A 25,181-nucleotide genomic window follows, 5' to 3' on the forward strand; every position below is an offset into this window, starting at 1 on the left:
GAAAATCCTCACGGATTTTCTATTCGGTTTGTATTTGCTAGATTTGTAACTGGAACACGCAACGAAACCAAACACAAACACAAACACGTCAGGCAACATAGGAGAAACGACATTGACAGAAAGAAAAACCAATTTTAAAACCATTTGGCAAAGAGCCAAAATCAGACCAATTTTACTACTCTTCGGTTTTCAGGGAATTGGATTTGCATTACTTCTATTTCTACCAATGGGCTTAATGATAAATTCATTAGGAAATAGTTTTCCGTTTGTTGAAAACACTGAAAGAATTCAATCTGATGGAATAAAAGCAAATGCCACTCTCACTGGAATTAAAGGCATTGACAACATTACTATCAATGGAAATAATCCAAAAATTTTGACTTATGAATTTGATAATAATGGAGAAAAAAAAGAATCAAAATTTAGTGTTTTTGAACCAGAAAAAACTGATAACTTAAAAATTGGAGATATAATTCCTATTAAACATTTGAATGGAAAATCGATACCAACTGAATTTGAGCAATATTCGTTTAGTATGGATTTTATGTATTACATAGCTGGAGTAGTTTTTTTAATTGGACTAATTCTTTGCTACCTTCTACATTCAAGAATAAATAAAGAAATCTCGTTATATAAAACGGGCAGAATTGCGGAGGGAAAAATAGTTTCAATAAGCCATAATAAAGGTTTCACATTTTCGAAATTTGGTTCTTCAATGGATGTGCATTATGAATATGGAAATAACCTTGCGAAATCAAGGACCAACAATTTTGCTTTGACAAATAATAAATCAATTGGAGATTCAATTAAAATTTTAGTATCACAAGACGGAAACTCATCTTGTATATATCCAGAATTGATTGCAAAAATCAATGGTTGGAAATAAAATAACTGCGACCATCAATAAGACCAATTAATTACTTATAATCAATCAATTACCAAAATCCTTGAGAATTTTCTTTTGTTTTATTATTTACTAAATTACGTTCTTAAAAATGCAACTACTCATAGCAGAGACCGTTAAACATTATAATCATAAACCGCCAACCAATGATAAAATTCTTTAGAAAAATTCGCCAGAACTTGCTTATGGATAATAAAACTGGAAAGTATTTTAAATATGCAATCGGTGAAATTGTTTTAGTTGTTATCGGAATTATAATTGCTCTTCAGATTAACAATTGGAACGAAAACAGAAAAAATAAGATTACTGAAGCCGATTATTACTGTAGAATATTAGACGATCTTAAACTCAATGAGAAATTAATAGATGAAAATTACAAGCTTACTACAGACAGAATAAAACTCACCAAATCCCTTATAAAAGATTTAAACAGCATACCAAATGATAGAAGTACAATCTTAAATAAATTTGTATTTGCCTTAAGACAAGATGTTTCTGTACCAAGTAATATTACATTTGAAGAACTAACTTCATCTGGTCAATTAAAACTATTAACAGATATTAAATTAAAGAACAGACTGATTGAACATAGTACATTTTTGAACAATTCTTTAAATCTACTAAAAGAAAATAGAAATGAAATTGTTAAAAGATATACGGATTTTGAGCTTATAACCGAATTAGGGTATCAAGATATTGAATATATAAATCGAGAACTCGATAAGGAACATGTTGCCTTCCTACCGAAAATTAATTGGACAAACGACCCAACTCACCCCATATTTATAAAATTTCAAGATAATCTTATTTTTATATTGGGCATGCAAATTAGACAGAAACAACATTTTTCTAATTTAAAGCAAGAAATACAAGAACCCATAGAACTATTAAAAAACAAAAAGTGTAAATAACGATGGCAAAACAAAGTGTATCGCTCATTGTGTTAGAATTCCTTAATTTAAATTCATTGCAATTTGCTATCTTTAGGTTACGGTGAAAAATCATTACTAATTTTCCGCAATCAATCATTTACAAAACCACTAGCCGTAATAAAAAGACAACACAGAATTAAAAGTTAATGATAGTTTACATTACAGGTACTTACCAGATTTCAATCCATTCTTACAGACCGAAAGATATAAAATGTCATAGTTGCGGTGCATCAAGCCAAGTTATCGTTGAAAAAAAAGCATCCGTTTTTCATTTAATGTATATTCCTATTTTTCCTTATAGAATTAAAAACATTTTTACATGTAAGTCTTGCAATAATGTGTTTGAATTGAAAGATTTAAAACCAGAACATAAATCTTATTATAAGAACTTTGTCTCAAAGAAATGGATACCAATTTGGCTTTTTAGTGGATTGATAGTTATTTTGTTGGGAATCGGATTTTTCGTTTATAATAACATCAAAAACAAAGAGGAAAGGCTAAATAAACTTACAGACGGTAATCAAAAGCAAATTATTGAATTTAAAACTGATAACGGACAGTATACAACATTAAGAACTGTAAAAATAACGTCCGATTCAATATGGCTAAATTACAATAATTATGAAATTGAAACATATGATTTAATTTACCGAATTAGTGGCTCTGGAAATTACGCTTCCGATACTTTGAAAGTTAACATTAATGATATTAAAGAACTATTTGAACAAGGAAATGTGAAATCCATTTATCCTTATTAACAATTGTACATTGCCTAACAATAAGTATAATTTAATTGCTAATAATCAATTAATTACCACAATCCTCACGAATTTTATATTCGGTTTTTATTTGTTAAATTAGGTGTTTAACTTCGTAACAAACCACATACAAAATCGTTGAGAACTAGGATAAAATCGAGTACATTTAATTAATCCTTATTATCTTCCAAACCCCATTTATCTAAACTTCGTAAAATACTCTCAAGTGATTTCCCTCTAGTAGTTAAACTGTACACCACTTTTGGAGGAACTACCGGAAATACTTTTCTAGAAATAAGCCCGTCTTTCTCTAAATCTCTCACGGTTTGGGTAAACATTTTATTAGAAATCCCTAGAATTTTCTTTTGTAATATTCCTGAACGCAAACCTCCGTCTAATAAATGAAATAGAATTAAAGGTTTCCATTTTGTACCTATTAAATTCATTGTATAATTTAAAGGACAACTATTTTCTTTATTCAAAATAAAAATTTTATATTGTTGATTATCAGTATTTTACTCGTTTTGGTAACTATACTACTTTTTAGTAAGTTATTGCTTAGGAGGTAAATATAGAGTAATTTTACAATCTAAAATATAACTTATGTCAACTAATAAAAATTATCCAAAATCATTTTCGCATATCGGAATAACAGTGCCTAATATAAAAGAAGCTGTAAAATTCTATTCAGAAGTAATGGGCTGGTACATCATTATGGAGCCTTCAAAAGTTAAAAAGGAAACGGAAACTGCTATTGGAAAAATGTGCATTGATGTTTTTGGAAATGATTGGACGGAATTTGAAATTGCTCATTTAGCAACTTCTGACGGAATTGGAATAGAATTATTTTGTTTTCCGAATGGAATTAAAGAAGCACCTGAATTTAATCCTTTCAATACTGGTCTATTTCATTTTTGTGTACAAGACCCAAATATTGAAGAGCTCATTGATAAAATTTTGGCTTATGGAGGAAAACAAAGAATGCCAATAAGAGAGTATTATCCAAATGACAAGCCTTTTAAAATGTGTTATGTTGAGGACCCATTTGGAATTGTATTCGAAATCTACACTCATAGTTACGAATTAACCTATTCTTCAGGTGCATATTCAAAATAAAAAGCCAGAAGTAACACCTTGCATAATTAATCCTAATAACAAGAGTTTTAGTAAAATACCTTATGTTTTTATAAATTAGTTGATTTAATTAGATTAAAAGATAATAGTGCAGCAGGAAGAAAATAATACACAAAACCGAAAGAAAACACCTTTAACAAATTCGGAGGCACTCACCTTCTTCTTCATTCCGTTTGCTTTCTTTGGGTTAAAAAAGTTTAAAAAAAATGATTTTAACCAATCTGAGATGGACAGATTTAAACAATATGGTTTCGACTTAAAGGTTAAGCAAGCAAATGAAATGACATTATACGGAAGACTATTTTATATCGCTTTAACAATAATAATCATCTATTTACTTAAATTTAGTTAATTTGAACAATGCAGATTAAACTACAAACCGAACGTCTTATTTTACGACCTATTACTTTGGCAGATGCTCAAGATTTTTTTGAGATGGATTCTAACCCAGAAGTCCATAAATTTTTAGGCAATAAACCTGTTAAGCATATTGATGAATGTATAGCATATATAACTTGTGTAATAGAAGAATACAAGGCCTATGGTACAAGTCGTTTAGCAATTGTTCTTAAAGACACCAACGAGTTTATAGGTTGGGCTGGAGTAAGATTCGAACAAAATGTTAGAAAAGAATTCGACTATTACGATGTTGGTTATAGACTAAAACAACGTTATTGGGGCAAAGGTTACGCAACAGAAGCGGCATTAGCATCTTTAGATTTTGGTTTTAACCAATTGCAACTAAAAGAAATTGGTGCTGCCGCTGAGGCAAACCATATCGCATCAAACACTATTCTCAAAAAAATTGGAATGCAACCTTCTGGAACCTTCACTTATGATGGTAAATTGTGCCATTGGTATGTTATAAAAAACCCTAATTACTAATATTTCTTCTCAGCTGTAAAAACGATCTATACAAGTGTAAAAATTCACTCTTGCTCTAACTTAAAGTTTATAGGAATACTGTATGGTACACCTACAGGTTTATTACGTTGCTTACCTGGTTCCATTTTTGGTAGCAAACTTATAATACGTTCTGCTTCTTTTTCCAAAAGTTGATTTGGCCCTCTACTTTTAATATTGGTTACAACACCGTTTTTATTTATTAAGAAAAACACAAATACACGTCCTTGAATATTTAATTCTGATGCCGCTTTAGGATATTTAAAATGTTTTTGAAGATGTTTATTCATTTCTTTTTGAAAACAAGCCTTTAACTCAGCATTGGTTCCTTCACAACCTGGAAATTGTGGTATTCTTTCAATTACAGCAAAAGGTACTTCTATATCGTCTTCAACCTCTTCTACTTCAACTTCCTCAACACTTACAACTCGTTCTTCAATAACATCGTCTTGTCCTATTTCTGTACTCTCAATTACGGTTTCTTCAACATCTTCAACATCTTCTATTATAGTAATAGCTTCTGTAACCACTTGTTTTGGAGGTGGTGGAGGTAATGGTATATCTATGGTTGTTATAGGTATATCCTCATCAAGCTGTTCGTCTAACATTAAGACATCAATCTTTTTAGCTTCTGTTTTGTAAGTCTTATGCTCTAGTCCTAAATACGTTAAAACTAGCATTACGTTTAAGCCAACAGCAAAATATAAACTGCTGTTTCGACCTACATTGGCTTTGGGATTTTTTTTAGGCTTCATAATCTATGACTTTTATCCTTTAAAGCTAATTTTTACTTCGCTAAAAAACTATGATAAATGTCATATTTACCTCAATTAGAGCCATTTAAAATATTACAAATTTTCGAATTGATTATCGGTCCCATCCTCACTTATTGTCCAGAAGAAGCCAACAAAAAAGAATTGATCTGCTGCTGGTGTTAAAGCTCGTCTACTAAAATTACCATTCATATCTGTTGTGTTTGCGTACTGATACCCATTAATGTTTTTAAAACCTAATGCATTATTTACTGAGAAGTATAAAATCTTCTGAGGACTCAATAAATAGGCCCAATTGACACTTAGGCTGTTAAATGATTTGGTACGCTCGCTAAGAAATTTATCGGTATTAGGATTAGTGTATGGTCGTCCTGAAGAAAAACCGTAACTAAACCCAACTTGACTTTTCCAATCATCTATCCAATACTTAGCTACTAATGAGAGATTGTGTGTTGTTGCAAAACCAGGCTGAGCAGATTCTTGAAAATTTCTATAATTACGTTCTGTATCTAAATACGAATAGCTAATCCAATAATCTAAATTTTTAATCCCTGTGTTATCTCTCCAAAATAAATCTAATCCTTGTGCGTAACCATCTCCAGAAGAATTATAGTTACTGTTAAAACTCTCAAACGCACCTTCAAACTTTACTAAGTTATCGTAGTCTTTTCTGTATGCCTCTGCTCTAAAAATTTTACCATCATTAACATACTGATAATTAAGAATATAATGCGATGTTTTTTGTGCTTTTAAATCTTGTTCAAACTTTAAAATGGAACTGCTTGGATTCTGAAAAAAGTTACCATAAGCTAATGAAAACTGTCCGTTTTTTGATGTTTTATAGGCTAAAGCAGCTCTTGGTGCTACTTTTGTTTCATTAAATATAGAACTATGATCTGCTCTTAACCCTACTTTTAAAGCTAAGCTTTTTGAAAAAATTAAATCTGCTTCTACAAAACCAGCAGAAATATTGTTTTTAAATCCATAGGTTTCATTAATAGAAGCATCTTTAAAGTTTTCATCAAAATCTGTAATAAATTGTTCTGCACCAAAGCTTAGTTTAAATCTACTATTAAATCGTTTTCTAAGTTTTACCTTTAAATGTGCTGAGTTTTCGGTATCGCTAATATCACTTGCCATTACATTAATATCATTTTTAGCATAAGTGTAAGATAAACCTGTTTGTACACCCCAATTATTACCTAAAGCACCTTTATAGGATGTATTTAAATAAAAATTATTGTTGTTTAGTTTAAAATCTAGGCCTTCCTCTAGGTTGATATCATCTTGGGTTAATTCAAATTTAGAGGTATCAAAAGCAGCGTAAAATTTTAACATGCCACTATTTAACTTTTGTCTAAAAACGGTTTCACCTTGCGCACCTTGATAAGGAGTTTCCCAATCATTTCTATCTTCAAAAACAGCTAAATAAGGAGCCAAATTAATATAAGAGGCATTAAAGCTTAATGACGATTTTTCCCATTTTTGCGTATTTCCTAGTGTAGCACCAACGGTCATTATACCAATATCTGTCTTCTCTTGGTCGGGTTCGTCAATGGTATTTAAAAGTAAAACACTCGATAACGCTTGTCCATATTCCGAAGAATAACCACCTGTAGAAAATGTAATACCATCGAATAAAAATGGCGAATAACGTCCACGTGTTGGTATATTATTAGTGGTTGGAGAATACGGTGTAAATACTCTTATACCATCAATAAAAATTTGAGTTTCGTCTGCACTTCCACCTCTTACAAACAATCGTCCATCTTCTGCCACATTAGAGGTTCCTGGTAGTGTTTGCAGTGCACCAACAAAATCTCCTAAAGCACTCGCAGTTGTTACTACATCTAATGGTTTTAATACAGATACTTTACTATTATCGTTAGCTTCAAAAGTACCAGCACTTAGTACAACAGCATCAAGCGTTTCTACATCTTCTCGCAATTTAATTTGAAGGTTAGATAACTTAGAAACATCTTCAACGATTTGTTTAGTTTCATAAGATAAAAATGAAATGATTAAAGTTTGTGTTCCTGTCTCTTCAGTTGTAAATGAGAATTTTCCATTTTCATCTGAAGTAGCACCATCGTAAGTACCATCTAAATAAACATTGGCGCCAAAAATAGGTTGGTTTTTATTATCAACTACTTTACCAGAAATAGTGGTTTGCGCGAAGCTTAAATTGATGAGAAGTAAGCTGATGATTGTGGTTAGATATTTCATTTGTTTTGATTGGTTATAAAGGTTCGTTTTTTGATACTGAAATTATATCAGCATAATTTGATAATACAAACTTGAGGTATTTTTAAACCAACACGAATTCTATATTACCGAATTGTAATATTTCAATGACGAATTGAATATCTTTGGAATAATCGACATTTAGTAAAAAACACCTATCGTACCAATATTAACTCAGCTTATATATGCTAACCAAAACCGAAAAACAATTCAGCATTCTATTTGTTATTATTGTTCTTTTTGAACTTATAACAGGTAGTACAGAAAACCTAAAAATGGTTCATTACTTAGCTAAACCAGCTATTGTAATTAGTCTTATCATTTTATTTATAAGAACATCGCAATCACTTGCAAAACCAATAAAAAATCTAACACTCTTGGCTTTAGGATTTTCTTTGCTTGGCGATATTTTATTAATGTTTGTAGCTAAATCTGAACACTATTTTACATTAGGCTTAGTGGCGTTTTTAACGGCACATATTATGTATGTACTTGCCTTTTTAAAAGATAGAAACAAAGGAAAATCACCTTATGGATTTATCGCCTTATTATTAGTCTATGCTGCTTGTTTATTCAACTTTTTAAAGGATGGTTTAGGGGAAATGCTTATACCAGTTATTGTATATATGATTATCATTTTAGCGATGGCAACCTCAGCATTTTTAAGAAAAGGTAATGTAAATATACTTAGTTACGGTTTGGTATTTTTAGGTGCTATATTTTTTATGGCTTCGGATAGTATTTTAGCTTTAAATAAATTTTACAAACCACTGCCTTGGTCTAATATTAGCATTATGGTAACCTATGCCATGGCGCAGTATTTGATTGTTATCGGTATTTTAAAACTTAAAGAAAAGTAAGCTTTTAGCTTACTTTTTAAAAGGTCTAATGATTAAGCGTGCTGCCTTGTCAAAATTAATGTAGTTATACGTCCAGTTAAAGAGAACAATGACGCGATTTCTAAAACCAACTAAAGACATTAAGTGCACAAACATCCATATAAACCAAGCGAAAAAACCACCAAATTTATAATGCTTTAAATCTACAACCGCTTTGTTTCTGCCAATAGTAGCCATAGAGCCTTTATCGAAATATATAAAAGATTCCATAGGCTTTTTAGCAACTAGACGTAATAAATTCTTACCTAGCAACTTGCCTTGTTGTATTGCAGGTTGTGCCACTTGCGGATGCCCTTTTGGATAATCTTCTGAAGTCATTAATGCAATATCTCCTACAGCAAAAATGTTTTTATAATCTTCTACTTGATTATACTTGTTGACTTTGTATCTATTAGCCTTTTCTAATAATGCATTTGCCTTTAATCCTTCTACAGGAGCTCCTGTTACACCAGCTGCCCAAATTAAAGTCTCAGATTGCATTACTAAATCTGAATTTGTTATAACTTCTAATCCATTATAATTCTTAACAAACGTATTACAATGCACTTGTACACCAAGATCTTTTAAGAATTTTTCAGCTTTTTCAGAGGCATGTGTACTCATTGGAGGTAGCACACGATCTGCACCTTCTAGCAAGTGAATACGCATGTCACTAGGATTTAAATCTCGATAATCTCTTGGCAGAATATTATTTTTAAGTTCTGCAATGGCTCCAGCAAGTTCTACACCAGTTGGTCCTCCTCCAACGATTACGAAATTTAAAAACGCTTCACGTTCCGCTTCAGAATTTGCAATTGCCGCTTTCTCAAAATTCTGTAAAATGAGACTTCTTATGTTTAAAGCTTGTGGAACACTCTTCATTGGCATACTGTTAGACTCAATGTCTTTATTCCCAAAATAATTGGTCTTTGTTCCGGTTGCTATAACTAAATAATCATAACGAAGCTCTCCAATGCTTGTTTTAATCGTATTTTTTTCTGGTAAAATCTCTTCTACTTCTGCCAATCTAAAATAGGAAGTCTTATGTTTTTTTAAAATTTTACGCAGTGGATAAGCAATAGAATCTGGTTCTAATCCAGAGCTAGAAACCTGATATAATAAGGGTTGAAACGTATGATAGTTATGCTTATCGATTAATACAACTTGAATATTTTTATTAGCCAAGGTTTTTGCTAAATTTATACCAGCAAAACCTCCACCTATAATAACAACTCTTGGTAAATTTGATTCGGGAATATTCATAAAACAGTACTTGAATTTCTACTTACAAAGATACGGATTTAAAGGGCTAAAACAGAACTTTAAACAATAGGTAGAGAATTTTGTAACATAACTAAAAGTAATACTACTAATAGTGTAACTAACCAATTTCATCAATTGAATAAAGAACTAGAACATAGTTTTGTAGAGCAGTTGCAAAAGCATCAAAACATTGTACATAAGGTATGTCGTTTATATACCAACAATGCCGATGCGCATAATGATTTGTTTCAGGAAATAACAATTCAGCTGTGGCGAGCGTATCCAAAATTTAGAGGAGACTCAAAATTTAGTACGTGGATGTATCGTGTAGGACTAAATACAGCAATTACACTGTATAGAAAATCTAAACGTAGAATAAATACACAAGAGTTTGATTCGGTTGAATTTAGGATAAAAGCAGAGGAATATGATGATACTGAAGAGCAACAATTAAAGCTCTTATACAAAGCAGTACATCAATTAAATGACATTGAAAAAGCCTTAGTATTCTTGTATTTAGAAGACAAAGACTATAGAGAAATAAGTGCAACTTTAGGTATTAGCGAAGTGAATGCACGCGTGAAAATGAATCGCGTAAAAAAGAAATTAAAAACAATATTAAATCCGTAAAATTATGGATGAATTAGATTTATTAAAGAAAGATTGGAATAGTGATAAGGTAGAATATAAAAGTTATTCTGATTCGGATATTGCACCAATGCTACATAAAAAATCGTCTTCTATTGTAAAGACGTTGTTTTATATTAGTATAGCAGAATTGGTGTTTTGGCTTTTAGCTGGCATATTACCCTATTTTTTATCTTCAACCTTTAAAGAAAAGCTCGAAACCAGTTATGAACATCCATTAGTTGTTGGGTTTAATATTTTAAGTTATTGTATCATTTTATTGTTTATTTATTTCCTCTATAAATCATACAAGGCTATTTCTACTACTGATAGTGCAAAAAAATTAATGGAGAGTATCTTAAAAACTCGAAAAGTAATTAAGTACTATGTAATTTTTAATTTGTCATTAATTTTTCTTTCTGTACCATTAGCGTTTTATTTTGAATACAATGACAACCCAGAATTTCATCAACAGATCGTTGAAGCTAGCACCAAACAAATGCTGGTGGTTTATGCAGTTGTAGCATTAACTGCTGCTGTGTTTTTAGTGCTAATTTGGTTATTTTACAGATTAATTTATGGAATTCTTTTAAAGCGTCTCAATAGAAACTATGACGAATTAAAGAAACTAGAAGTTTAGTAAAAGAAAACTAAATTTATAACGGAATACTGAGATTGAGACTGCGAGTAAAATAACTATTACACAGAGTTTTACAAAGAAAGTATAAAGTTACGCTAAGAAAACAAACCGAATATTCTGGATATTTTGGCAATCAACGAAGACTCTTTTTTCCCTTTTGGGGAATCTCAAAAAATATTGCATTAACAATACAGATAACCAAGGAGCTTTACCAATCCCTAAGCTCTCTATTTAAACGTTCTTTTTCCTCTAATTCTTCTTGCGGAATAACTTTTAAGAATGATGGATGTTGCTCAATGGCATATTCTATTTTTTCAACAATATCAGCAATCGACTCATTTTCATAATCAATTTTCAAAGGTTCTTTTACTTCAAAAGTTTGAAATATATTTTTCTTTTTAATACGAAGTCCTTTTTTATCAAACGAACGTCTAAAACCATCAATAACAATAGGTACAACAATTGGCTTATAGGTTTTAATAATATGAGCTGTTCCTTTTCTAATCGGCTTAAAAGGTGTTGTAGTACCTTGCGGAAACGTAACAACCCAACCATCATCTAAGGCGGTTTTAATCATGGTAATATCGCTCATTTTTACCTGACGGTTTACATCCTTGCCTTGAGAGCGCCAAGTACGTTCAATACTAATAGAACCTGTATACGCAAAAATTTTAGGAATAATACCAGATTTCATCGTTTCTTTAGCAGCAACATAATACATGTTTAGCTTCGGATTCCAGAGATAACCAACATTTTTAATATTATCTAAACGACCACTTAAACTCGCATTAAATACATGAAACATAGATATTACATCCGCAAAATAAGTTTGATGATTAGAAATAAACAATACGTTAGTATCTGGTAAGTTCTTTATAATATCTGAGCCTTCAATCTGTAGTTCATTAAAGCCTCTAAAACGCCTATGAGTTAGTAGGCCTAGAATTCTAATGAGCCATTTTTTAACCCAAAGTATATGTCCGAAAGGATTTCTTTTAAATAATCCCATAGTTAGTGTTCAAATTTTAGTCTTGTACAAATGTAACAAATAAGATAAGCTACAAAACTTGTTTTAACAAGTCTTTTATTTCTCCAAGCATCATTGCAGTAGCTCCCCAAACAATATGCCCATTTAATTTAAAAGCTGGCACATCTACCTCAACATTAAAAGATGTTGATACTCTAGTAGTTATACAATTGGCTTCATCTAAAAAGTCTTTTAACTTAACTTCAATGATATCTTCTACCTCAGTTTCTTGTTTTATAAATATTGGTGTGGTTTTAGAAACAGCCACATAAGGATGTACTATAAAGTTACTTGGCGGAATGTATAATGGAGACATTGTCTTTATAATTTCTACTAATGACTCTGGCACTCCAACTTCTTCTTCAGTTTCGCGGATAGCCGTAACCATAAGATTATCATCTTCCTTCTCATACCTACCACCAGGAAAACCAACCTGTGCAGAATGGACTCCTTTATACGTTTTGCGTAAAATTAGCACCAAATATGTTTCATCTTCAGCATTTGGGTAAAATAGAGACATTACTCCAGCTTTTTTAGCACTTTTGGCTTTCTCCTTCATTTTTTCAGCCAATTCTAAGCGATAAGGAGGAGACATTTTAGCATGAGAAGTTTCGCCAAAAAGATCGAGATGTTTTATTTTTACTACAGATTCTAAAAACTGATTAAAACGCATTTTACTTTTTTTTAAATAACGTTAAATTAATGTTATTTCTAAAAGAAAGGTAAGAATAATCTTTCTCACTTGATTTAATTTATATAAATTTAAGCATCTTTTTTAGATTTAATTTTTGTTGACTAACAAAATAATATTCATCCCTTAAAAGAATATTATAATGAGTTTTTAACTCATAATTTAAAACCTGAATTATTAACAATTAAATCTAAATATCATGAAAAAATTAATTTTTACTGTAGTTTTATCTTTATCTTTTTTATTCAACTTCTCCCAACAATGGCTTGGCTCTAACAATAGTAGCGGAAATATATACAGAACTGGTTTTGTAGGAATTGGACCAAATGCAACTAATCCATCTTCATCTTTTGTGTCTAGTGCTGCTCTACTTCAGTTAAAATCTTACGGTAACGCTGAAATAATTTTTGATCATACAGATGGAAATGGAACATCGGATTTAGGGGTTATATCTTTTGAAAGAAACAGTGATCACCTTGCTCACATTAGAAGTGGTCATGATGGCGCCATTGATAATGCTTTTTTGTCATTTCACACACAACCCTCAGGCGGTTCTTATGGATGGATTAATGATAATGAAAAAATGAGAATTTCATCTAATGGTAATGTTGGCATTGGTACAACAAATCCATCAGAACTATTATCAGTTAATGGAAAAATACTATGTGAAGAAGTAGAAGTTATCTTAGATGTTGCACCAGATTACGTTTTCCAAAAATATTACACAGGTTCTTCTACATTAAAAGCAGATTATGTTATGCCTACAATAGAAGAAGTTGAAGCATTTACAAAAAAAAATCATCACTTACCAGAAGTGCCTTCTGCAAAAGAAATTAAAGAAGAAGGCTTACAGCTAAAAGAAATGACAACTTTACTTTTACAAAAAGTAGAAGAATTGACGCTTTATACTATAGAGCAAGAGAAGCGTATAAAAGCTTTAGAAGCCGAATTAGCTAAAAAGCAATAAGGTTATGAAAGTTTATATAAATAAGCTATTAACATTGTTGATTCTAATTTTTAGCATCAGTAGTTATGGACAAAGTTGTATCAACGATTTTGAAGGCACTAACCCATTGTTGAATTATGTAATTGAAGGTGTTATAACTAACGATCCTGCCATTACACCTCATTATATTAATTGTGGAATTGATCCAATAGGTAATCAAGGTTCGATAAATATTACAAGTAATACTCCCGAACCTTATCTATCTGGTTTAGGTATTAATAACATTAGTTCAACTTTCAATAACTCAGGCAACGCTTTAAAATTAAATCCAAATCCAAATTACGTTGCAACAGGGAACAATCCACCAATTCCCCAAAGCTTCAGAACCTCTGTTACAACCACTAGCTTTCAAATGGCTCAAGGAAATATTTTATCCTTTAGATTTTTACAAATAGGACACCGCCCGAATGGGTCTGGACATTTAAATCCATATTTTCAATATAGATTATTAAATTCTAATAATCCATCGATTGTATATGATGAAAGATGTTTTGAAATTGCAGATTCTATGTGCGGTTATTCTGAAGTAAATGACCCTAACTATCCAAACAATATTGTGGTATATACTCCACAATGGAGATATACTGAAGTTGACTTGAGTCAAATACCTAGTGGCACAACTAGTCTATTACTAGAGTTTTCTGCAACAGATTGTAATTTATCAGGTTTTGGTAGCAAACATTTTAGTACAGTATATATAGATGAAATTTGTGGAGTGCCCTTGGGGAATTTAAATATAGATAACATCAATATAGAATGTCCTGCAAATAGTTTTGATGTTTGTGGCAATTTTAATTTACCAATTGGAACAAGTTTGACATCGATGAGTTTAGATATATTAAATAGTTCAAATAATATAATTGGAACTTTAAGTAATCCAGTCATAAATGGAAGTAATTATTGTTTTACTGTAAATCCAGCAGATTTTGGTAATTCTCCAACGGGCAATTATTCTTTTCAAGTTACTCTAAACAATGAAACTGAATGTGATATATTATCACCAATAATAGAGCAAGGGGGAATAGTAACTTTTAATGATTGCATTGCCCCATGTGATACAATTACTGATACAACAGTTGTTGGTAATATTTTATCTTGGGCTAGTTCAGCAACAACATTTGAATTAGAATTTGAAGCTGATGGAGCATGTTGCCCAAATGGTGGAGAAGAATATAATCCACCAGTAAACTTAACTTATCAGATGAGCAATTCCAATCAAATAAATTTAACAGATGTATTTCAAGATATTCAGAACGTCAATAGTGGTGTTAAATGTTTTAGATATAGAATTAAAACCGATTGTAGTGATTGGAGTGATTGGTGTTGCCTAAGACCAAAAACAGGTGGTGGTTTTGAAAATCCTTATAACGAATGCTTTCCTAGTAATCCTTGCGATGATTTTGAAACTTCAATTAGTATTACTGATGATGTTTTAAATGGCACAATCGTATATGATGAAGTTTTAAATATTACAGCAAATAATTCTATTGAAAGTGGAGCAAATGCCACATATTTAGCTAGTAACTCTATCACACTTAATCCAGGATTTTATGCAAAAGATGGTAGTGAGTTTTTAGCTAGAATTGTAGAATGCGTCGATATTGATATTGTTCCACCACCAACTTCTGGGAAAAGTATAAGTTTTGATGATAAACTCAGAGTTTATCCTAATCCAGCTCAAGACAAACTTTATATATACATAAAAGAACAGAAGCTGAAATCTTTTACTATTTATGATTTATATGGTAAAGTGATCAATGAAAGTTATGAATTAAATGATAATAACCTTGAGATTGATGTAAATAAATTAAGTAGAGGCATCTATTTATTACAAATTAAGTTAGAAGATAACTCAATTATAACTAAAAGAATAATACTTAAATAATCTTCAATTATTCTAAACAAAAAAGCTGATTAGTGTGTCTAATCAGCTTTTTTTACTTTTGAAGTTATGATAAAACATTTAAGATTTCTATTAATTGTAAGTTTGCTATTAACGAATTGTGAAGATAAACAAACTTCAAAACAATCCGAAAATGCTGTTGTAAAAGATTCTATAGTTACTAAAAAACAACCCAAAAAAGAAACAACCAAGAAAGCTGAAACTGATTTCCCAAAGCTTACTGATGCTAATGCTATGGAATTCTTTTTAGAATATGATAAAGAGAACAAAGAAAATAAAGTAAGAATAACAACCGATTTCGGTACTATAGACATTCTCCTCTATGATAAAACCAAGTTCCACAGATCTAATTTCATATACTTAACCAAACGCAAGTATTTTGATGGCACACAGTTTTACAGAGTGGTTAAAAACTTTGTAATACAAGGTGGTAGTAGTGATGGATTAGACTTATATAAAAAGCGACGAAAAATAGGAAAATACCTCTTGCCACCAGACACCAAAAGAGGCTATGAGCATAAACGCGGTGCAATATCAATGCCTAGTAGCGAAATAGAAAATGCCTATAAACTCGCATCACCTTTTCAATTCTTTATTGTAGTTAATAGAGAAAAAGCCAAACATTTAGATGGAGATTATACGGTTTTTGGTGAAGTAATCAAAGGCATGGATGTGGTAGATAAAATCAATGCCGTAGAAACTGATGATGGAGATTGGCCGTTACAGAACGTGCATATACGTAAAGTAGAAATTATAAAATAATTAAGAATCTTCCTTTCTAATTTCTGTATCTTGTTTGCATAGTTAACAAAATTTAATTATTTGTCATGCTGAACTCGTTTCAGCATCTAATTTTTCAATTCATCAAGATTCTGAAACACTTGTCTGACGGTAGACAGAAATTCAAAATGACAAGTATTAGCTTTTGATCTATATAACCAAAAACTAACAAACAATGATCTCTAAATCAATTAAAGTTGCCGTTCTAGGCAGCATTGTTCTTTTTGCAAGCTGTAAAGAAGAATCAAAAACTAACGACAAATTAATGAGCGATAACATACTAATCCAAGAATGGACAGGACCTTATGAAGGAGTACCAGCGTTTGACAAAATGAATGTTGCTGATATTAAAGCAGCTGTAGAAGAAGGCATGAAATTGAATCTAGAAGAAATTGAAGCTATTGCCAATAACGAAGAAGCTCCAACATTTAAAAACACCATAGTTGCTATGGAAAGTGCTGGCAAAGAACTTAATCGGGTCTTTACATATTATGGCATTATGAGTAGCAATAAGTCTTCACCAGAGTTTAGAGCTGTACAAACCGAGTTAGCACCAAAATTATCTGAGTTTCAGTCTAAAATTTCTCAGAACGAAAAATTATTTCAACGTATAAAAGCGGTTTACGATGCGTCTCAAAAAACACCTTTAGAACCACAAGCACAACGTGTTGTCGATTTAACCTATAAAGGTTTTGAGATGAATGGCGCTAACCTAGATGCCGAAAAGAAAAAACGTTATGCCGAAATTGCCAAAGAACTCTCGAGTCTATATACCAAATTTGGTAATAATGTATTGCACGATGAAGAAAACTATGTTACCTATCTAACCAAAGATCAATTAGGTGGTTTATCTGATGGTTTTATAAAATCTGCTGCAAAAATTGCTGCTGATAAAGGGCAAGAAGGTAAGTATGCTATTACCAACACAAGGTCTTCAATGGATCCTTTCCTTACCTACTCTACTGAGCGCCAATTACGTAAACAAGTTTGGACCAATTATTACTCTCGTGGAGATAATGGAGATGCTTATGATAATAACGAAATCATAGCTAAAATTCTAAAACTTCGAAAAGAACGCGTAGGTTTAATGGGTTATGATAATTATGCCCAATGGAGATTACAAGACCGTATGGCTAAGAACCCAGAAAATGCTATGGACTTAATGCTCAAGGTTTGGCCTGCTGCAACAGCAAGAGTTAAAGAAGAAGTTGCAGATATGCAAGCGGTAGCCAATGAACTTGGAGATAATATTACTATTGAACCTTGGGACTATCGCTACTACGCTGAGAAGGTACGTAAAAAGAAATACGATTTAGATAGTGACGAAGTAAAACAATATTTACAATTAGATAAATTAACCGAAGCCATGTTTTTCACAGCTGGCGAATTGTTTAACTATAAATTTACACCAGTTGCAGAAGATTCTGTACCAGTTTTTCATGAAGATGTAAAGGTATGGGAAGTAACAGACAAGGATTCTGGTGAGCATATTGGTTTATGGTATTTAGATCCATTTGCTCGAGAAGGCAAACGGTCTGGAGCTTGGGCAACCACCTACAGAAGTTACACTTCATATGAAGGTGAAACTAATGTATTGGCATCAAACAATTCTAACTTTGTAAAACCAGCACCTGGTGAAGCCGTTTTAGTGTCTTGGGACGATGCTACAACATTTTTCCACGAGTTTGGTCATGCACTTCACTTCTTCTCTTCTAATGTAAAGTATCCAACTTTAAATGGTGGAGTTAGAGATTACACCGAGTTTCAATCACAATTATTAGAACGCTGGTTATCTACTGATAAAGTCATTAATCAGTTTTTAGTACATCATGAAACAGGAAAACCAATTCCTGCTGAACTTGTTGAGAAGATTAAAAATGCATCTACATTTAATCAAGGTTTTGGTACTACTGAATATTTAGCCTCTGCTTTAATAGACATGAAGTTACATTTAGCAGACCCAACAGATATAGACATTGATACCTTTGAACGTGAAACTTTAGATGAATTAGGCATGCCAAAAGAATTACCAATGCGCCATAGAACACCTCATTTTGGCCATGTATTTAGTGGTGAAGGCTATGCAACAGCTTATTACGGTTATATGTGGGCAGATGTATTAACAAGTGATGCATCTGAAGCCTTTGCAGAAGCACCAGGTGGATTTTACGATAAAGACGTAGCGGCAAAACTGGTAAAGTATTTATTTGCACCACGTAATGCTATGGATCCAGCCGAAGCCTTTAGAAAATTTAGAGGACGAGATGCAAAGATTGAAGCGTTAATGAAAGATCGTGGGTTTCCGGTACCTCAAGAATAAAGAGAACCAATGAGACCGAAGTTCCTGTTATCCGGAAAACAGACCTGGATAATAAGTATATTTATCTTTATATAAAGAGTTGTAAACAATTAAAAAAAACCATCGAACTGATATGAAACAAACAATTGCACTATTAATTTGTGCTTTTATTTTTGGATGTAAACCTGAAATAAAACCAAATAAAATTGATTTATCCGATATTAATCTGATAATAAAAACCGACACTAAAATTGATAGTGTTTGGATTTCTAATATTGGACAAACAGAAAGTTTCTTTTTACCATTTAAGGACACAATTAAAGTAAACTTTAAAGAAAAATTAAATGATTTGTATAATATCGATTTTTATACTGAAAATGGTAGAAAATCAAATCAACTTTGGTTAAATGGAGAAAATGTAATTGTAAGTGGGAAACTTAACAAAAAATTAGAAATCGATACGATTCTAAATTCCGATTTATATTATAAGTCTATCAATTTTTCAAAAAACTATCGTGAATTAATTACAAATAAGGCTGATAGCATTACAATTGACAACTTTCTTCTTGAAAATATTAGTCAAAATACCCAAAGTCCATTTTCATTTGCTATGGCAAATCCATACATATATAGAAATCAGAATAACAAAGCCAAAATCGGAAAACTATTTGATATACTTTCGACCCAAAGCGACACCTTAAAAAATCACTTTATAAGTATTCATGGAAAAATAGAAAATATACTAAAAGTAAGTTCTCTAAATACGGGAGATTATAAATTTGCAAATATTGAGAATGAAGTTTCATCTATTGAATTGGAAAAATCAAAAACATATCTTCTTGATTTTTGGTTTATTAATTGTCCACCTTGTATTAAAGACCATAAGTTGATTTCTAATAAATTAGATTTTCTTAAAGAAAAAAATGTAGAACTAATCGGAATTTCTACTGACCGAAATCACTCTGACTGGAAAAATTATCTAAAAAAGCACAATTATAACTGGAGAAATTACAGGGAAATTGACTCTCTAAAAAGAGTTACAAAAGATATGGCAATATGGTCTTTTCCAACTTATTTACTTTTAAACAATAATGGAGAAATCAAAGCAAGATTTAATTCGTTTGAGGATTTTGAAAAAACATTAGAATAAATAACTGTTTACAACACCGTATAAAATTAATTGCTGGTTTTAGTTTACTTACGAAAGTCCTCGCGGACTTTCTATCTGTGTTTTATTTGCTAACTTTAGTGCTTAAACCACGCAACTAATCTTATACAACAACGTTGTAGCACATTAAAAAAATGAATGTTATAGAAGAAAATTTAGCGGAATACAAAACTGACTTTCCAAAAAGTTGGTCATTTCTTTGGTCGCCTGAAGAAGCCGAAAAAATTTCTAAAGAACATAAAGACCAAATTCATTTTTTGAATAAAAAAGGAACTGAAATTGTAAACGAATATCTCAATTCTTCTAAAATGTTGGGTTACTCAACTGGAGCTGATTGGAGCCCATTTACGAAAGGTTATTTCAAAACCGAAAATAAGTTTTGGGTCTACGAAAACTGTGATTCTGAAATAAAAAAATGGCTTTACAATCTTGGAATTCCATTCGACAAATATGTGTTTGTAGATTCAGACAGTTCTGAACAAGCAATTATGCTGACTTGGAAAATGGTTATTAAATATTTTGAAGGAATGTTTTTCGCCACAGATTTAGTAATCTTTGACGGAAGTCTGAATTGGGCATTGTTTTACTATCACGAAAGTCAACTCTTTTTTGGAAAGGACAACGCATTTGACCAACAAGCGGAATTTGTAAAAAATCTCGAACAGAATAAACTATTGAACGAAATTAAAAACCGATTAAAATAACGTGCTACAATACCGTGTATAATTAATTGCTTTGGCAAGTGCTTATTTGGAAAATTCCTTCGGAATTTTCTCTAGTTCATTTTTGTTTGCTTAATTAGTTGCTTAACCAAGCAACAAACCATATACAATACCATTATAGCACATTTGTGAAAACCACAACAACAAGACAATAATTTGAACGTTTAAAGTATATGAAAAGACATCAATTTATATTTTTTGCAATCATAGCATTAATGTCATTGGGTTGTGACAAAGACGAAAATAATCCAGAAGAGCCTATAGAGGAAAGTTTCTTTTTTGAAGATGGATTTGAAACACAGAATGATTTGGTAGACGAATTGTTTCCTTCTAATGGAAATCGATGGTCAACAATTCAACAAACTAATCCAACAAATGCAACGAACGAAATTTCAATTTCAAATACTGAATTCAACGAGGGACAAAACGCACTTCGCATTCTTGCTTATCAATCAGATTCTGACTTATCAAAAGTAGATATTGAGAAAAATGGACTTAACATAGTTTCAGGAGATAAGGTTATAATAAAAGCTGACTTTTTTATAGTTGGTACTGAATCTATCGAAAATTTATTACTGCTTGATTTAGAATGTTGTTCTTGTTGGGACCCAAACGTTGGCGATAATTATGGTTCTGAAAACCAATGTCCAGGCGTTAGATTAATGATGTCTGGTGGTAATGATTATCTCTCAATTGAAAGAGGAAAAATATCCGGAACAACAATACAACAAACAGATTTTGCATTTCCAAGAAATCAATGGGTTACAGTTCAATGGGAAATGACTATGTCAGATAGTGAGAATGGACTTAATCGATTAATTATAAATGAAACAGAAGTCATCAACCAAACTGGAATGAATATGCCAAATGCACAGGTTTTTGCAGATGTTTTTCTAAATCAAGGTATTGATTTTACTCTACAAGAACCTACTTTTTATGAACGTGTACAAATTGGAGCAACAGCAAATCCTACAGCGGGAAATATGGAACTATTTGTAGATGATTTTTCAATAAAAGTGGAATAAAATTGTGCTACAACACCAAATATAATTAATTGCTTTGGTCGTTGCTTATTTGGAAAATTTTTTCGGAATTTTCTCGTGTTCGTTTTTGTTTACTAAATTAGTTGCTGATACATGCATCTAACCATATACAAAACCGTTACCACACATTTGAGAAACCAATGAACATTAAAAATATTTCGATTTTAGTTTTTACCATTTTTCTCATTTCTTGTTCTGACAAAAAGTTGATTAAATACGAATTTAAAAACTCTGAAATTGAACTAAATTGGTTTAATTATAGTTATCTAACAAACACAAGTACTGATTTTATAGAAGTAAAATGTGGAAACTCATTTGAAACTATTTTTGAATCTCAAAACGGATTGCAAAAAGTAGAAGTGGAAAATAAAAGAATAACTATTTCTCATTTAAATTTTAACGGAACTGAACCCAAAATAAAGCGGACTGAAAATGTTTGTAGATATGAAATTAACTATAAAGAAGTTACTTCTCACGAAATGTATCAGAAGTATTTAAAGGAGAAGGAATCAAAAACCGAAAATGATTTGAACTCGAATTTAGTTGAGTTCCTTGACAATCCAATTGATCTATTAAATTTTAAGAAAAAGAAAGGAATGAAATTTACAACTGGCGTAACCAGTGGAACTGACTATTATTATCAACCTAAAATTAAAGATTCTATTTTCTATGTTTATTATTATCCTGACTTTAAAAAGGAATCTATTAAAATAGACCAATTTGTTGTTTTTAAACACGGGGAAAATAAGCACAACTACGAAGACAAAACAGAAACTTTAATTGAATTTAAAATTTTTAATCCAGATTCTGATTTAGGAAAAGCCAATCTGTATGGATTGACAAAAGCGGAATTGGAATCGAAATTTGGAACTGATTACCTAACTTTTGACAACGGAATCGCTTACTCGAATAAAAACAAGATTTTAACTATTGAACTGAACAATTCAAAAGTAAAATCATTTAGATATATTAAACTGAATACGGAAATTATTGACCAAAAATTAATTCGACAAATAGTGGAATAAAAACGTGTGGTTACAATGTGTATAATTCATTGCTGGTTATTGCTACTTACGAAAGTCCTCGCGGACTTTCTATCTGTGATTTTATTTACTAAATTAGTTACTTAAAGACGCAACGAAATCATACATTAGACCGTTGGCAATAATTATGAACAAACTGTACTACTTAACGATTTCAATTTTTACACTTAGCTGTAGTAGTGATAAGTGTCTTGAAAAATACGCTACGGACACTTCTTGTTTTGATAGCTTGATAGTAACGGATTTGACTTCTTTCCAAAAGGAAATTGATTTTTCAGAAAGGATTAATTGTTTTGAATGGGACAGTTTGGAAGTTGGAGAAAGAGGTTCGTACAAAAATTATCCTTGTTTAAATTTCCATCAAATATGTGAAAAAGGAAGTGGAACATATTTGGGCAAGGACTTAGAGAGCCATATGGATTGGTTCGACAGAGATAGACATTGGACTTTTATATATTTTTATGAAAATGGAACTTTATTGAATGACGTATTGGCTGTTCCTCTATCCACTTACTTATTTGATGAATTGAAAGAGAATAATGAATCAAATCTATTTCGGAAAATAAAATAACTTGAATAAAATAACTATTGCCAACAATGGCTATAGTTCATTGCGGTTAAATTCCTAATCGGAATTTCAAGCCTTTTTGCTAAATTTATGGTTACGGCGGAATGATACTCACGTACCATTCCGTAACAAAACCATAGCCAAAACCATTGGCAATAATTTGGGAATGATTCGAATTTGGTGTATATTTACACCAAATAATTAAATTATGTCAAGACAAAGTATATCATTTACAGAACCTAACGACGAATGGCTGAAAGCCCAAGTCGATGGAAAAGAATATTCAAGTAAAAGCGAATTAGTAAACGATTTAATTAGACAAGCTAGAAAACAACAAGTCGAAATTGATTGGATTCGAACTAAATTGGAAAAAGCAGAAAATAGTGGATTTACAAACGAATCAAAAAATGAAATTTTAGCTCAATCTAAAAAATTATTAAATGGCTAAATATCGATTAAGTAACGAAGCCAAAAATGACTTAATCCGAATTCATCACTATGGAGTTAAAAAATTTGGAATGACTCAAGCAGATAAATACTTTGAATCATTCTTTGAATATTTTGACATTATATCCAAAAGGCCTTTTTCATTCGAGTCGGTTGATAATATAAAAAAAGACTACAGAAGATGTGTTTGCGGAATAGATAGTATCTACTATAAAATAAATAATAACGTTGTTGAAATAATGGCAATTGTCGGAAGACAAAATTTGAACGAAAGACTATAATCTGAATAATAAAAACTGTTGCCAACAAAGTATATAATCCATTGCTAGTTATAGCCTATTTACGAAAGTCCTCGCAGACTTTCTATCTGTGATTTATTTGCTAATTTTAGTGATTAAACCACGCAACGAAATCATACACTCGACCGTCTGCAATAATTTGAAAAAACTACTCTACATACAAGTATTACTTATTTTTATTCTACTTTTTATTCTGCTTTTTCCACGCGGACAGAATTCAGCAGAAAAAGAATTAAATGGAAAATGGCGTTCAATTGAATATGAATATAGCACTTGGCACTTTTATCCTGACGGTTTAGTACTTAAATACCCTGATGAAACTGATGAAATAGCGCTTTGGAAATCTAATAAATCACAAATAGAATTTGACCTTCGTGATTTTGGTTATGATTCTACTGGAAAACTGATAGATACAATTAATAAGATTTTGATTAATTATAAGCTTTCCAAAAATAATGACAGTCTTTTTGGAACCTTAAAAAATAATTGGGGAATTCATGAATTCAGTTTGCTCAGGACAAAAAGCTATATTGAGTATCTGAAGAAAAAGTTCGACATTGAATTTACATTACCAAAGGATAGTTCTGGTATATATATTGGAAGTACGCATTTTTCAACAATCGGTGGTTATAAACTGCACCCTCTATATGGATTAAAAATTTTTATGGAAAGTTCCAACAATGAAATTATTGCAAAAACAGAGCTTTCTGAAAATCTAAATAATTTGGAGTTTGACATTAAAAGGTTTAAAGATAGTATTAAACCTTCGTGGTCAGAATATTTTGGAGAGAACGAAATGTATTTGGACCAACGATTCCATTTAAGAGTTTTTGCAGATAAAAACATTCCCGATTCAATAATTACAAATAAATTAAAGGTTACAGTTACCCAAAACTCTGAGGATAACAAACATTATCTTGATTATTTAAGAAATCAAAAAGGTGATACATTACCTATAAGGATTTATAGAATATTAAAAACTAAAGGAATTGAACCGCGGAATATAAAAGGAAAACAAATAAAAACTATTGCCAACACGGTGTATAATTAATTGCTTAGTTATGGTATACTTACGATAATCCTTTTATATTTTTATCTTGGATTACATTCACTAAGCAAAGGGCTAAAC

26 protein-coding genes are annotated in these 25,181 nt (G+C 31.2%); 20 read left to right on the forward strand and 6 right to left on the reverse strand.

Going from position 1 to position 25,181, the window contains the following annotated elements:
- The first annotated feature begins 112 nt into the window (after positions 1–112).
- From H8K90_RS10570 to H8K90_RS10580, 3 genes are all read left to right on the forward strand, one after another.
- Positions 113–886 (forward strand): hypothetical protein, encoded by a 774-nt coding sequence (locus H8K90_RS10570; protein WP_186845927.1) that lies wholly within the window; start codon positions 113–115, stop codon positions 884–886.
- Between the two features lie 164 nt (positions 887–1,050).
- Positions 1,051–1,815, forward strand: coding sequence for a DUF6090 family protein (locus H8K90_RS10575; protein ID WP_186846201.1), 765 nt, complete (start codon positions 1,051–1,053; stop codon positions 1,813–1,815).
- 167 nt (positions 1,816–1,982) lie between these two features.
- The gene (locus H8K90_RS10580) at positions 1,983–2,594 is read left to right on the forward strand and encodes a zinc-ribbon domain-containing protein (protein WP_186845928.1); all 612 of its coding nucleotides are present in this window, start codon (positions 1,983–1,985) and stop codon (positions 2,592–2,594) included.
- A 170-nt stretch (positions 2,595–2,764) separates the two neighbouring features.
- Here the strand turns inward: H8K90_RS10580 and H8K90_RS10585 are convergent, their stop codons facing one another.
- On the reverse strand, positions 2,765–3,040 hold the full coding sequence (locus H8K90_RS10585; RefSeq protein WP_186845929.1) for a winged helix-turn-helix transcriptional regulator: 276 nt from the start codon (positions 3,038–3,040) through the stop codon (positions 2,765–2,767).
- Positions 3,041–3,197: 157 nt separating this feature from the next.
- On the opposite strand from H8K90_RS10585, the gene H8K90_RS10590 reads away from it, so the two are divergent.
- Together H8K90_RS10590 and H8K90_RS10595 are read left to right on the forward strand one after the other, a co-directional pair.
- Complete coding sequence (locus H8K90_RS10590) at positions 3,198–3,710, forward strand: VOC family protein (RefSeq protein ID WP_186845930.1); 513 nt, start codon at positions 3,198–3,200, stop codon at positions 3,708–3,710.
- A 378-nt stretch (positions 3,711–4,088) separates the two neighbouring features.
- Complete coding sequence (locus tag H8K90_RS10595) at positions 4,089–4,613, forward strand: GNAT family N-acetyltransferase (protein WP_222611343.1); 525 nt, start codon at positions 4,089–4,091, stop codon at positions 4,611–4,613.
- Between the two features lie 44 nt (positions 4,614–4,657).
- Here H8K90_RS10595 and H8K90_RS10600 read toward each other — a convergent pair whose 3' ends face one another.
- Both H8K90_RS10600 and H8K90_RS10605 read right to left on the reverse strand, forming a co-directional pair.
- Positions 4,658–5,386, reverse strand: coding sequence for an energy transducer TonB (locus H8K90_RS10600; RefSeq protein ID WP_186845931.1), 729 nt, complete (start codon positions 5,384–5,386; stop codon positions 4,658–4,660).
- Positions 5,387–5,479: 93 nt separating this feature from the next.
- On the reverse strand, positions 5,480–7,630 hold the full coding sequence (locus H8K90_RS10605; RefSeq protein WP_186845932.1) for a TonB-dependent receptor: 2,151 nt from the start codon (positions 7,628–7,630) through the stop codon (positions 5,480–5,482).
- A gap of 203 nt (positions 7,631–7,833) precedes the next feature.
- On the opposite strand from H8K90_RS10605, the gene H8K90_RS10610 reads away from it, so the two are divergent.
- The gene (locus tag H8K90_RS10610; protein WP_186845933.1) at positions 7,834–8,508 is read left to right on the forward strand and encodes a lysoplasmalogenase; all 675 of its coding nucleotides are present in this window, start codon (positions 7,834–7,836) and stop codon (positions 8,506–8,508) included.
- 9 nt (positions 8,509–8,517) lie between these two features.
- On the opposite strand, the gene H8K90_RS10615 is transcribed toward H8K90_RS10610, so the two are convergent.
- A complete protein-coding gene (locus H8K90_RS10615) occupies positions 8,518–9,789 on the reverse strand; it encodes an NAD(P)/FAD-dependent oxidoreductase (RefSeq protein ID WP_186845934.1) in 1,272 nt (423 codons plus the stop codon).
- A gap of 135 nt (positions 9,790–9,924) precedes the next feature.
- On the opposite strand from H8K90_RS10615, the gene H8K90_RS10620 reads away from it, so the two are divergent.
- A complete protein-coding gene (locus tag H8K90_RS10620) occupies positions 9,925–10,419 on the forward strand; it encodes an RNA polymerase sigma factor (protein WP_186845935.1) in 495 nt (164 codons plus the stop codon).
- A 4-nt stretch (positions 10,420–10,423) separates the two neighbouring features.
- Positions 10,424–11,056 carry a hypothetical protein gene (locus H8K90_RS10625; protein ID WP_186845936.1) on the forward strand — a complete coding sequence of 211 codons (633 nt, stop codon included), beginning with the start codon at positions 10,424–10,426 and terminating at the stop codon, positions 11,054–11,056.
- A gap of 208 nt (positions 11,057–11,264) precedes the next feature.
- Here the strand turns inward: H8K90_RS10625 and H8K90_RS10630 are convergent, their stop codons facing one another.
- Together H8K90_RS10630 and H8K90_RS10635 are read right to left on the reverse strand one after the other, a co-directional pair.
- Positions 11,265–12,065, reverse strand: coding sequence for a lysophospholipid acyltransferase family protein (locus tag H8K90_RS10630; RefSeq protein WP_186845937.1), 801 nt, complete (start codon positions 12,063–12,065; stop codon positions 11,265–11,267).
- Between the two features lie 49 nt (positions 12,066–12,114).
- Positions 12,115–12,756 (reverse strand): NUDIX hydrolase, encoded by a 642-nt coding sequence (locus tag H8K90_RS10635; protein WP_186845938.1) that lies wholly within the window; start codon positions 12,754–12,756, stop codon positions 12,115–12,117.
- 217 nt (positions 12,757–12,973) lie between these two features.
- On the opposite strand from H8K90_RS10635, the gene H8K90_RS10640 reads away from it, so the two are divergent.
- From H8K90_RS10640 to H8K90_RS10695, 12 genes are all read left to right on the forward strand, one after another.
- A complete protein-coding gene (locus H8K90_RS10640; RefSeq protein ID WP_186845939.1) occupies positions 12,974–13,741 on the forward strand; it encodes a hypothetical protein in 768 nt (255 codons plus the stop codon).
- Positions 13,742–13,745: 4 nt separating this feature from the next.
- Positions 13,746–15,665: a T9SS type A sorting domain-containing protein gene (locus H8K90_RS10645; protein WP_186845940.1), complete on the forward strand. Its 1,920-nt coding sequence runs from the start codon at positions 13,746–13,748 to the stop codon at positions 15,663–15,665.
- 66 nt (positions 15,666–15,731) lie between these two features.
- The gene (locus H8K90_RS10650; protein WP_186845941.1) at positions 15,732–16,445 is read left to right on the forward strand and encodes a peptidylprolyl isomerase; all 714 of its coding nucleotides are present in this window, start codon (positions 15,732–15,734) and stop codon (positions 16,443–16,445) included.
- 193 nt (positions 16,446–16,638) lie between these two features.
- Complete coding sequence (locus H8K90_RS10655) at positions 16,639–18,783, forward strand: M3 family metallopeptidase (protein ID WP_186845942.1); 2,145 nt, start codon at positions 16,639–16,641, stop codon at positions 18,781–18,783.
- Positions 18,784–18,895: 112 nt separating this feature from the next.
- Entirely contained in the window at positions 18,896–19,912 is a 1,017-nt protein-coding gene (locus H8K90_RS10660) for a TlpA family protein disulfide reductase (protein WP_186845943.1), read from the forward strand.
- 152 nt (positions 19,913–20,064) lie between these two features.
- Complete coding sequence (locus H8K90_RS10665; protein WP_186845944.1) at positions 20,065–20,634, forward strand: hypothetical protein; 570 nt, start codon at positions 20,065–20,067, stop codon at positions 20,632–20,634.
- Positions 20,635–20,825: 191 nt separating this feature from the next.
- The gene (locus tag H8K90_RS10670; protein ID WP_186845945.1) at positions 20,826–21,677 is read left to right on the forward strand and encodes a hypothetical protein; all 852 of its coding nucleotides are present in this window, start codon (positions 20,826–20,828) and stop codon (positions 21,675–21,677) included.
- 224 nt (positions 21,678–21,901) lie between these two features.
- The gene (locus H8K90_RS10675) at positions 21,902–22,720 is read left to right on the forward strand and encodes a hypothetical protein (RefSeq protein ID WP_186845946.1); all 819 of its coding nucleotides are present in this window, start codon (positions 21,902–21,904) and stop codon (positions 22,718–22,720) included.
- 145 nt (positions 22,721–22,865) lie between these two features.
- Positions 22,866–23,309 carry a hypothetical protein gene (locus H8K90_RS10680; protein ID WP_186845947.1) on the forward strand — a complete coding sequence of 148 codons (444 nt, stop codon included), beginning with the start codon at positions 22,866–22,868 and terminating at the stop codon, positions 23,307–23,309.
- 205 nt (positions 23,310–23,514) lie between these two features.
- Positions 23,515–23,754: a ribbon-helix-helix domain-containing protein gene (locus H8K90_RS10685; RefSeq protein ID WP_186845948.1), complete on the forward strand. Its 240-nt coding sequence runs from the start codon at positions 23,515–23,517 to the stop codon at positions 23,752–23,754.
- Complete coding sequence (locus H8K90_RS10690) at positions 23,747–24,034, forward strand: type II toxin-antitoxin system RelE/ParE family toxin (protein WP_186845949.1); 288 nt, start codon at positions 23,747–23,749, stop codon at positions 24,032–24,034. Before H8K90_RS10685 ends, H8K90_RS10690 begins: the two co-directional genes overlap by 8 nt.
- 157 nt (positions 24,035–24,191) lie before the next feature.
- Positions 24,192–25,103, forward strand: a complete 912-nt coding sequence (locus H8K90_RS10695) for a hypothetical protein (protein WP_186845950.1) — start codon at positions 24,192–24,194, stop codon at positions 25,101–25,103.
- The last annotated feature ends 78 nt before the right edge of the window (positions 25,104–25,181 follow it).

The sequence above is a fragment of the Winogradskyella echinorum genome, assembly GCF_014297365.1.
In the GTDB taxonomy this organism is placed as follows: domain Bacteria; phylum Bacteroidota; class Bacteroidia; order Flavobacteriales; family Flavobacteriaceae; genus Winogradskyella; species Winogradskyella echinorum.

Excerpts from the sequence above, each read along its gene's own strand:
- H8K90_RS10575 (WP_186846201.1), top strand. The coding sequence starts at position 1,051 with ATGATAAAATTCTTTAGAAAAATTCGCCAGAACTTGCTTATGGATAAT.
- H8K90_RS10580 (WP_186845928.1), top strand. The coding sequence starts at position 1,983 with ATGATAGTTTACATTACAGGTACTTACCAGATTTCAATCCATTCTTAC.
- H8K90_RS10585 (WP_186845929.1), bottom strand. The coding sequence starts at position 3,040 with ATGAATTTAATAGGTACAAAATGGAAACCTTTAATTCTATTTCATTTA.
- H8K90_RS10590 (WP_186845930.1), top strand. The coding sequence starts at position 3,198 with ATGTCAACTAATAAAAATTATCCAAAATCATTTTCGCATATCGGAATA.
- H8K90_RS10595 (WP_222611343.1), top strand. The coding sequence starts at position 4,089 with ATGCAGATTAAACTACAAACCGAACGTCTTATTTTACGACCTATTACT.
- H8K90_RS10600 (WP_186845931.1), bottom strand. The coding sequence starts at position 5,386 with ATGAAGCCTAAAAAAAATCCCAAAGCCAATGTAGGTCGAAACAGCAGT.
- H8K90_RS10605 (WP_186845932.1), bottom strand. The coding sequence starts at position 7,630 with ATGAAATATCTAACCACAATCATCAGCTTACTTCTCATCAATTTAAGC.
- H8K90_RS10610 (WP_186845933.1), top strand. The coding sequence starts at position 7,834 with ATGCTAACCAAAACCGAAAAACAATTCAGCATTCTATTTGTTATTATT.
- H8K90_RS10615 (WP_186845934.1), bottom strand. The coding sequence starts at position 9,789 with ATGAATATTCCCGAATCAAATTTACCAAGAGTTGTTATTATAGGTGGA.
- H8K90_RS10625 (WP_186845936.1), top strand. The coding sequence starts at position 10,424 with ATGGATGAATTAGATTTATTAAAGAAAGATTGGAATAGTGATAAGGTA.
- H8K90_RS10630 (WP_186845937.1), bottom strand. The coding sequence starts at position 12,065 with ATGGGATTATTTAAAAGAAATCCTTTCGGACATATACTTTGGGTTAAA.
- H8K90_RS10635 (WP_186845938.1), bottom strand. The coding sequence starts at position 12,756 with ATGCGTTTTAATCAGTTTTTAGAATCTGTAGTAAAAATAAAACATCTC.
- H8K90_RS10640 (WP_186845939.1), top strand. The coding sequence starts at position 12,974 with ATGAAAAAATTAATTTTTACTGTAGTTTTATCTTTATCTTTTTTATTC.
- H8K90_RS10645 (WP_186845940.1), top strand. The coding sequence starts at position 13,746 with ATGAAAGTTTATATAAATAAGCTATTAACATTGTTGATTCTAATTTTT.
- H8K90_RS10650 (WP_186845941.1), top strand. The coding sequence starts at position 15,732 with ATGATAAAACATTTAAGATTTCTATTAATTGTAAGTTTGCTATTAACG.
- H8K90_RS10655 (WP_186845942.1), top strand. The coding sequence starts at position 16,639 with ATGATCTCTAAATCAATTAAAGTTGCCGTTCTAGGCAGCATTGTTCTT.
- H8K90_RS10660 (WP_186845943.1), top strand. The coding sequence starts at position 18,896 with ATGAAACAAACAATTGCACTATTAATTTGTGCTTTTATTTTTGGATGT.
- H8K90_RS10665 (WP_186845944.1), top strand. The coding sequence starts at position 20,065 with ATGAATGTTATAGAAGAAAATTTAGCGGAATACAAAACTGACTTTCCA.
- H8K90_RS10670 (WP_186845945.1), top strand. The coding sequence starts at position 20,826 with ATGAAAAGACATCAATTTATATTTTTTGCAATCATAGCATTAATGTCA.
- H8K90_RS10680 (WP_186845947.1), top strand. The coding sequence starts at position 22,866 with ATGAACAAACTGTACTACTTAACGATTTCAATTTTTACACTTAGCTGT.
- H8K90_RS10685 (WP_186845948.1), top strand. The coding sequence starts at position 23,515 with ATGTCAAGACAAAGTATATCATTTACAGAACCTAACGACGAATGGCTG.
- H8K90_RS10690 (WP_186845949.1), top strand. The coding sequence starts at position 23,747 with ATGGCTAAATATCGATTAAGTAACGAAGCCAAAAATGACTTAATCCGA.